General features: G+C 35.7%; 8 protein-coding genes, 4 tRNA genes and 1 pseudogene. 4 read left to right on the plus strand and 9 right to left on the minus strand.

Features of this window, described 5'->3' with window-relative positions; all coding sequences use genetic code 11:
- From BLP87_RS15475 to BLP87_RS15495, 5 genes and pseudogenes are all read right to left on the minus strand, one after another.
- A pseudogene (locus BLP87_RS15475) lies at positions 1 to 187 on the minus strand (transposase); the annotation flags it as partial.
- A 124-nt stretch (positions 188 to 311) separates the two neighbouring features.
- Positions 312 to 542, minus strand: coding sequence for a hypothetical protein (locus tag BLP87_RS15480; protein ID WP_074463476.1), 231 nt, complete (start codon positions 540 to 542; stop codon positions 312 to 314).
- Positions 543 to 565: 23 nt separating this feature from the next.
- Complete coding sequence (locus BLP87_RS16560; RefSeq protein WP_026655733.1) at positions 566 to 883, minus strand: PadR family transcriptional regulator; 318 nt, start codon at positions 881 to 883, stop codon at positions 566 to 568.
- Positions 864 to 1,655 carry a DUF1700 domain-containing protein gene (locus tag BLP87_RS15490; protein WP_026655734.1) on the minus strand — a complete coding sequence of 264 codons (792 nt, stop codon included), beginning with the start codon at positions 1,653 to 1,655 and terminating at the stop codon, positions 864 to 866. Before BLP87_RS15490 ends, BLP87_RS16560 begins: the two co-directional genes overlap by 20 nt.
- 110 nt (positions 1,656 to 1,765) lie before the next feature.
- A complete protein-coding gene (locus BLP87_RS15495) occupies positions 1,766 to 2,050 on the minus strand; it encodes a hypothetical protein (protein WP_026655735.1) in 285 nt (94 codons plus the stop codon).
- A 5-nt stretch (positions 2,051 to 2,055) separates the two neighbouring features.
- Between BLP87_RS15495 and BLP87_RS15500 the strand changes: the two genes are divergently transcribed.
- The 4 genes from BLP87_RS15500 (at position 2,056) to BLP87_RS15520 (ending at position 7,194) form a co-directional block, all read left to right on the plus strand.
- Entirely contained in the window at positions 2,056 to 2,883 is an 828-nt protein-coding gene (locus BLP87_RS15500; RefSeq protein ID WP_051199248.1) for an IS30 family transposase, read from the plus strand.
- A gap of 787 nt (positions 2,884 to 3,670) precedes the next feature.
- The gene (locus tag BLP87_RS15510; RefSeq protein WP_074463477.1) at positions 3,671 to 4,279 is read left to right on the plus strand and encodes a CHC2 zinc finger domain-containing protein; all 609 of its coding nucleotides are present in this window, start codon (positions 3,671 to 3,673) and stop codon (positions 4,277 to 4,279) included.
- A complete protein-coding gene (locus BLP87_RS15515) occupies positions 4,251 to 5,633 on the plus strand; it encodes a DNA primase family protein (protein WP_242871884.1) in 1,383 nt (460 codons plus the stop codon). The genes BLP87_RS15510 and BLP87_RS15515 overlap by 29 nt, the downstream gene beginning before the upstream one ends.
- Before the next feature lie 211 nt (positions 5,634 to 5,844).
- Positions 5,845 to 7,194 carry a tyrosine-type recombinase/integrase gene (locus BLP87_RS15520; RefSeq protein ID WP_074463478.1) on the plus strand — a complete coding sequence of 450 codons (1,350 nt, stop codon included), beginning with the start codon at positions 5,845 to 5,847 and terminating at the stop codon, positions 7,192 to 7,194.
- A gap of 164 nt (positions 7,195 to 7,358) precedes the next feature.
- Here BLP87_RS15520 and BLP87_RS15525 read toward each other — a convergent pair.
- From BLP87_RS15525 to BLP87_RS15540, 4 genes are all read right to left on the minus strand, one after another.
- A tRNA-Leu gene (locus tag BLP87_RS15525) sits at positions 7,359 to 7,444 on the minus strand.
- Positions 7,445 to 7,498: 54 nt separating this feature from the next.
- Positions 7,499 to 7,571, minus strand: a tRNA-Val gene (locus tag BLP87_RS15530).
- A gap of 33 nt (positions 7,572 to 7,604) precedes the next feature.
- A tRNA-Ile gene (locus BLP87_RS15535) sits at positions 7,605 to 7,678 on the minus strand.
- A gap of 52 nt (positions 7,679 to 7,730) precedes the next feature.
- Positions 7,731 to 7,802: transfer RNA gene (locus BLP87_RS15540), tRNA-Glu, on the minus strand.
- Between the last annotated feature and the right edge of the window lie 27 nt (positions 7,803 to 7,829).

Here is a 7,829-nt window from a genome sequence, read left to right on the forward strand (position 1 = left end):
TAGGATACATCATTGTCGGATCATCCTCGCACTGTTTGCCTATAGTGGTCCGCTTTGGGATGTTATATTTCTTATCCGGTTTGTACACCCGTTCATACTCGTAGTTGATGTAGACAACTCCCTTGATTGTCCTGGTGTAAATCTTGCCCTTTTCTGCCGGAATCTTCACCTTGAAATCATAGTACATTGACCATATATCTCCCTGATAATAAGTATGTATACCTACTCAATTATTATAACAAGAAAAGCCCGAAAAATCAACAGATATGCTGAATTTTCCGGACTTTTATGCCTAAATTTTCAATTGAGTTTCAAAATCTATTGGAAGTTAAGACATATATCTTTTCGCTAATCCGTCTACCATCCTTCACATACTCATTTTCTGAGATAAGTTTCGCTCCAATTAAATCAGAATCCACATCTGACGAGTATGATGTCGTGCTATCTGATTTATCAAAATCACTGGCTCGAACAGTTACGCCATTACACATGGTTAAAACTACTACAAGAAGTGCAACTACAATTACTTTCATTCTCTGCATTGTCAATCTCCCTTCTTATTTAGCTACTCCGATAGTATCCCCAATTCACAAAATACATCCTCTATTTTTTTCCATGAATTGATATAATTCAATAAATACTTTTTTCCGTCGCCTGTTATTTTATAGTACTTTCGCATCGGGCCTTTAGATATGTCACTATAATACATTTCAGTTAATTTTTCACTTGATAATCTTCTCATAATTGTATAAAAAGTGCTCTCATCAGTATCTTTAAAATATTTCCGCATAATTTTCACTATATCATATCCATATCTGTCTTCCTTTAATACTAATTGCAATATACATATTTTCAGAACGACTCTATTTAATTGTGAATCCACTTTTTCTACCTACCCAAAATATCGCTTGTAAGAGTAGCATCTCTACATAAATTAAAATATTTCCCCATAAAACTTTTGAATATTCTTCCAAATCCAAATAGAACATATGCTGTTGATTCATGGTGAATTCTATCATCACAGCTCCGCCAAACACAAGCAGTAAACAAACTATTAAATTTCCATTATTTGTACTTTTCAAAGCTGTGTATATTCCATACGCATAGAGAATAATTACAGCCAACGTCAAAATCGAATTGTAAACCCTGCCCACTTCCTGCAGCTTCGTACTTGAATTTATCATCCAAACAACAACAATAATAAACAAGACAGGAATAAACATACTTATTAGCCTTACTACTGAAAATACCTCCCCCGTCCTTTTATTCTTAAAAAAAGCCAAAAACATAATAACTGCTATAAAGAAATTAATTGCAAGTCCATAATATAAAAATGTACATCCCCATGTATTGCATTGCGTTAAAATGTAAAAGCAAAGCGACATATGTAATATAATCAATAAAAGAGTTTTTATTGTTACATTCTTCAATAAAACCAAAATTCTATCATCCTTATTCTCTGTCTCTTTATATATTTTCTTTGCTAATAATCGTGGTGATAACATTTCCTCACAGATTTTGTTTTCACTTCTTCCAATACTAATTTCGTTATTAAACCAATCCTCATAATCCGATATAATATCATCACATGCATCTTTAAAAAAATAAAATGATAAAAAAAAACTAAATTTTTCCAAATAAATTTTTTTTGTCATATTATAAACTCCATAAAAATATAGTGTAATAAGCTACTGTTCCTCAATCAGTAGTTTATCACATTATATTTTTATGTCAACTTTTTATCCCCTAATACATATTTGGAATATCATACATTTTTTGCTGTGTATTTTAGGGCTAATTCATTTATCTTAATAAAATATGCTAACAGCCTGTCATTTCGCTTATACTCATCATTATCAGGATTTTCTATAAGCACGCGTATATCCTGAAGCTGTATATCTATAAGCATCCTGTTTCTATACAGTATGTATGCCGCTTTTAAGACTTCACGTTTATCTCTGTTGACCGGATCAAGCATGTAGTCATTAAAAACTTCATCATCCTTGTTCATTTCCCGATGTTTAGGAGCTTTGACAATCTTTCTGTACATCTTACTTGGCAGTTCATCCATTAATAAAGAACGGACAGTCAGTTTATCACATAGTTAAAACCAATGAACTGAATATAAGCGAATCAACCTTAAGACGTATGATAAACAGCTGCGAGCTTGAAGCAAGGAATATCGATCTTAGAAATGCCGTAAAACGCCGTCAAAGGCAGAAAAGGCCCAAAGACTACAAATCAATGAAAGTCATAAAGGACGGGCATAAGTATGAGGACTACCTTAAGTTCAAGGAATGTAACCCTATAGAGATTCCACAGATGGATTGTATCGAGGGTTCGAAGGATTCTAAAGCTGTTCTTTTGACATTATTCTTTCCGATTACAAGGCTGCAGCTTGCTTTTATTCTTGAAGAACAGACCTCAGAAAACGTAGTTGCTTGTCTTGATATGCTCGAAGAGATCTTGGGGACAGAGCTGTTTAAAGAAATGTTCCCGTACATAATTACCGATAACAGTCATGAGTTTGCTGATATCGATGGTATGCAACGTTCTATAAATGGCGGCGATCGTTGCTTTATCTATTTTTGTGAGCCCAATCATCCCGAGCAGAAAGGCGGTTGTGAGAAAAACCATGAGTTTATCCGCTATGTGATAAAGAAGGAAACTTCCCTTGAGCCGTATTCTCAGGCTGATATAAGCCTTATGATGGATCACATCAACAGCTATAAACGAAAAGAACTGCATGGGAAATCTCCTTATGAACTGGCTAAGCTCATGTACCCAAAGGATTTTACTAATCTCTTAGGTCTTGAAGAGATTCCGCCAAACGATATAATCCTTCCCCCAAAGCTCCTTAAAAAGTCTGATTCTTCAAACTAAATGCAACACCCAAATATGTACGATTTACTCTGACAGATCCGGAAATGGATCTGTTAAGCATGTGCAAAACAGCGCAAATCTCCCCAAAAATCTATATTTTCGCATATAAAATCGGAGCATATTTAAGCACAAAATAGTGCAAAAATACGCTCCGTTATCATTATTTGCTATGTGTTGCATTTACCTTGAGAATTGACCAACAACTTCTGTTATTCATATATTTTTTGCCTTAACTATAATGCACCAATCGAATTGTTAACAAAAACGTCCCCAAATGTCCCCAAAAGTAACCCAAATGGCAACCATATGGCACCCAAATGGCAATTTCCAATCACAAACCAAAATGATATTCTTATAATGAGCCAAACAATAACTTATAAATCTATCGCTGATACATAAATTCACAAAATATAGCTGTCCCTATTTTGTCCGGTATTGTCCCATTAATGTCCCGGTTTTGTCCCGCTATTGTCCATTGATGTTATTTTTAGGGGTGGTAAAATAGTACTTGTAAGAGTATCAAATAAGTTTCATAAACATAGCAATCAGGAAATTTTCTTGATTGCTTTTTTGTTGCAATTAAGAAAAACGCATTCAGAAAAAAATGCAAACCTAAGCGAATGCGCCGTCACGGATTTTTCCGTTGTGAGGGGTTTGGGGAAGTTCCCCCAACAAGCAAAAAATTGCATTTGTCCCACAAATGCACTGCTTGCCACTTCTTTTATAGCCCTCGTAGGGATTCTTGAGAAGCGGCGCCACTCCAGTATTTGAAGGAGGTTGAATAGAAATGAGCATTAAATCACCTAACTTTAAAAAAGAGTCTGTTTTTGACATTGTAAAATCAAATATCTCAGCCCGTCAGGTTGCCGATCGTTATGGAATTACAATTAATCACAACGGAATGTGTCTGTGTCCTTTCCATAATGACAAACATCCAAGCATGAAAATTGATAAACGCTTCTATTGTTTTGGATGTGGTAAAAAAGGAGATGCGATAGATTTTGTCTCCGACTATTTTCATCTTAATGCAAAAAATTCTGCAATTAAGATTTGTGAAGATTTTGGATTATCGTTTGATACAAATTATCATGCTTCTCCCAAAATCAAATTGCGATCAAAATCAGACGAACAGATTTTGTACGAAACAGAAAAACATATTTTTCTTGTTTTGACAGATTATCTACAGCTGTTAAAAAAATGGAAAACTGAATATGCACCAAAGGATGAAAACGACGAATGGCATCCTTACTTTTGCGAAGCTCTGGAAGAAATCGATCACGTTGAGTATTGGTTAGACACACTACTTTACGGAAATATTTCTGACAGGGCTTTTTTTATTACAAATTATGGAAGGAAGGTTATTACTATTGAAAAACGAATGGAACAACTTAGATGAAAATACAAAGAGAGCTCTGCTTGATGTTGCCAAACAATTTGAATTTACAAATGAAACTCCAAGCTGGTATGACAACAAAAATAATAAGCTTGATGAAGTAGAATTTTGTACTTGGTTCATCAGCAAACATCCTCTTAAATATGTCGGAGGAATCTTTTATGACATTGACGGAATTATCAGCGAAGAAAAACTCAAAAAAGAAATCGTCGATGCCCTCAAGCCATATGTAAAAACAAATATTGTCAAAAGAGCCAAACAAATATTAGATGCGCTGAGATATGAATCCATGTGTGAAATAATTCCTAAGCATACAGACAGGATTCATTTTAAGAATGGAACATATTTTATTAACGGTGGTTTTGTTCCCGAAAAAGAATTTTGCTCTAACAGATTACCTGTTAATTATAATTCAGACGCTATCCCTCCAACCAGATGGTTACGTTTTCTTGACGAACTACTCTATCCTGAAGACATATATACTCTACAAGAATTTATGGGATATATCCTTATACCAACGACAAAAGCCCAAGCCATGTTGCTCTTAATCGGAAACGGTGGAGAAGGCAAATCAAGAGTCGGATTCGTATGCAGAAACCTTCTCGGAAACAACATGACTATATGCAGCATTAGCACTTTGGCAAATAACAAATTCAGTTTGGCAGATCAGGAAGGGATGCTCCTTATGATTGATGATGATATGAAAATGGAAGCTCTTACTGACACCGGAGTTATAAAAGCTGTAGTAACCATGGAAGATAAAATGAACCTTGAGCGCAAAGGAAAGCAAAGTTATCAAGGTTATTTAAATGTTAGAATTATGGCTTTCGGAAATGGTTCGCTCAGTTCTCTGTATGATAAATCCGACGGATTCTATCGCAGACAAATAACCATCAGGGTAAAAGAAAAATCGCAAAACAGAGTTGATGACAGAAATCTTTCTGCAAAATTATCCGAAGAAACTGAAGGAATAGCTTTATGGTGCCTTGAAGGTTTGAAAAGACTTATCAAAAATGAATTTCACTTCACTATAAGCGAACGAACTTTACAAAACCAAGCCGAGTTGCGCAGAGAGGAAGACAGCATTCTTGATTTCTTTGAATCTGAAGGATATATCACATTTGATAAAAATGCCATTGCGACTACCAAAGAGCTATATGAAGCATATTGCCTATGGGGCAATGACAATCTTATCAAGATTCGTTCCGAAAGCTCTTTTTCGAAAGAACTACGACAACGTGCAGATAAACTTGGGCTCAAATATTTAAAAAATGCGTCTATTGATAATAAAACAGCCCGTGGATATAAGGGAATATGCGCTATCCACACGTTAAAAGATATTCCCTTCAAAAACTAAAAGGCAGAAAGGCATCCGTTTTTAATCAATTTCTTTTTACCCATATAAAATCTTCATTGATTTCAAAAATCGTGCCTATGTGCCTAATTATTGATATTTCATGGCTTTAATCATGTTTTTCTCAGCCTTATATAAGGCCTATGTGACTTTTAAATAAAAACAATTATTTCTTAAGCTGATGAATAAAAAACTGATAAGGAGGTGCTTACAATTGAATAATGTCAATAAAGATGCAATTGCAAGTGCTCCTCCATCTGTTTTTGCATCAAGTTATCACAATAATTTCAAAATTAAGAAACTTCAATGTATCGTAAATGAAGAAGATAAAGAAGAATCCAGAGATATTTCTCAATTGAATAAAATTTTAAAATCTGCTACCCTCGTTTCAGGCGATGGCGGCGAGATTATAAATATGATTTCAAAGAAAAAAACTAAACTTGTTGAAAAAGTCTATAGAACTGCACATCCGCGCGCAAAGGAGGAATTATTTTATAAAGGCTCAGATGGAAGATGGAAAAGTAAAAATCCTACATTCAGTGCTAAAAGCCGAGAAGAATTAGTTGAAAAGCTTTATAACTTTTTCTTTTCTCATACTTTTGAAGAAGTTTATCTTGAATGGGTTGATATGCGTATAAGGCATGGTGTTAAATCCAATAAGACTATTCAGGAAGATCTTACATTACTAAAAAATGTCTTTAAAAATGAGCCAATTGCACAAATGCAGATTGCTGATATCAAGAAGAGAGACATAAAGTATATGTTTGAGCGATGGACTGGTCCAGGGCTAATTACCAGAAAAGCTTTTGTAAATCGAAAATCAGCATTAAATGGCGTTTTTATATATGCTGCTGAAAATGAATACATACCCTTAAACTTTATTCCATCCATAGGAACAACAGAACTTAAGTTTAAGGAGCCACGGCATATCAACAAGGCTTTCCACCTCGAAGACAGGGATGCTCTTTTAAAACACTTAAAATCAATTAAACAGGATGGATATACTTTAGCTATTCAACTTGCGCTTTACTCAACCTTCAGAGTTGGTGAGCTACGAGCAATCAGATATGAAGATATTCGTGGAAATATACTTACTATCAAACACCAGCTTGTTGAAGAATCAGTATACTCAATTGATACCAAAAAGATGAAAGTAACTAAAGCTCCCAGACATATAAATGAAAAACTTCCAAAAGGAAATTCTCATTTTTCTGTCAGGGAAATCTATCTGGTACCAGAAGCTTTAGCAATCATTGAAAAAGCACATGAACTTAATCCAGACGGAGAGTATCTTTTCATGTGCCATGGAAGAACAATCAACAATGATACTTTTAATGAGCGTCTTAGAAAGTATTGCGCTGATGCAGGTGTTCCTTATCTTTCAAGCCTCAAATTACGCTTCACTGTTGCATCAACACTACGCGCCGCAGGTGTAGATATTGCCTATTTACAAAAAACTTTAGGACATTCAAATCGTGCCATGACAGAACATTATATCTATGAAACTGTTGCAGAACCTGAAGGTATTGAAAACCAACTAATGAATGCTCTAAGTATAGGTTAATATTCATGCAAAAACAATGCATAATATTGTACGCAATATATCTCGCTGAACCTCAGTATTTTCAATACGTGGAACCCTTTTGGAGCAAAATGGAACCATTGAATAAAACAAAGAAAAAAGCCGCAAACTCAGATAGCATCTAAGTTTACGACTCAACACATTACTGCCGGCGACCGGGATCGAACCGGTACGGGTATTACTACCCACGGGATTTTAAGTCCCGGGCGTCTGCCAGTTCCGCCACGCCGGCATACCATATTTATGATGGTAAAAAATTCGCGATATGCATAGCACATATCGCGAGTGGGGCCTACAGGGCTCGAACCTGTGACCCTCTGCTTGTAAGGCAGATGCTCTCCCAGCTGAGCTAAGACCCCATATTTTTCTGGGAAGGTTCAATTAGAACCGAGTGGAGCTTCAGGGACTTGAACCCGGGACCGACCGGTTATGAGCCGGTTGCTCTAACCAACTGAGCTAAAGCTCCTGAACTAAAAAATTTTAAATGTCTGAATCAGCACGAAACTTTTTCAAACAAGTGACTCCGACGAGAATCGAACTCGTGTTACCGCCGTGAAAGGGCGATGTCTTGACCGCTTGACCACGGAGCCATATTACAGACCGTAGTTACAGTCTTC

Origin of the sequence: Butyrivibrio hungatei (genome assembly GCF_900101605.1) — a bacterium.
GTDB classification, from domain to species: Bacteria; Bacillota; Clostridia; order Lachnospirales; family Lachnospiraceae; genus Butyrivibrio; species Butyrivibrio hungatei_B.

What these genes read in the sequence shown, in the direction of transcription:
- BLP87_RS15495 (WP_026655735.1), bottom strand. Translation starts at nt 2,050, where the DNA reads ATGTACAGAAAGATTGTCAAAGCTCCTAAACATCGGGAAATGAACAAG.
- BLP87_RS15490 (WP_026655734.1), bottom strand. Translation starts at nt 1,655, where the DNA reads ATGACAAAAAAAATTTATTTGGAAAAATTTAGTTTTTTTTTATCATTT.
- BLP87_RS15480 (WP_074463476.1), bottom strand. Translation starts at nt 542, where the DNA reads ATGCAGAGAATGAAAGTAATTGTAGTTGCACTTCTTGTAGTAGTTTTA.
- BLP87_RS15510 (WP_074463477.1), top strand. Translation starts at nt 3,671, where the DNA reads ATGAGCATTAAATCACCTAACTTTAAAAAAGAGTCTGTTTTTGACATT.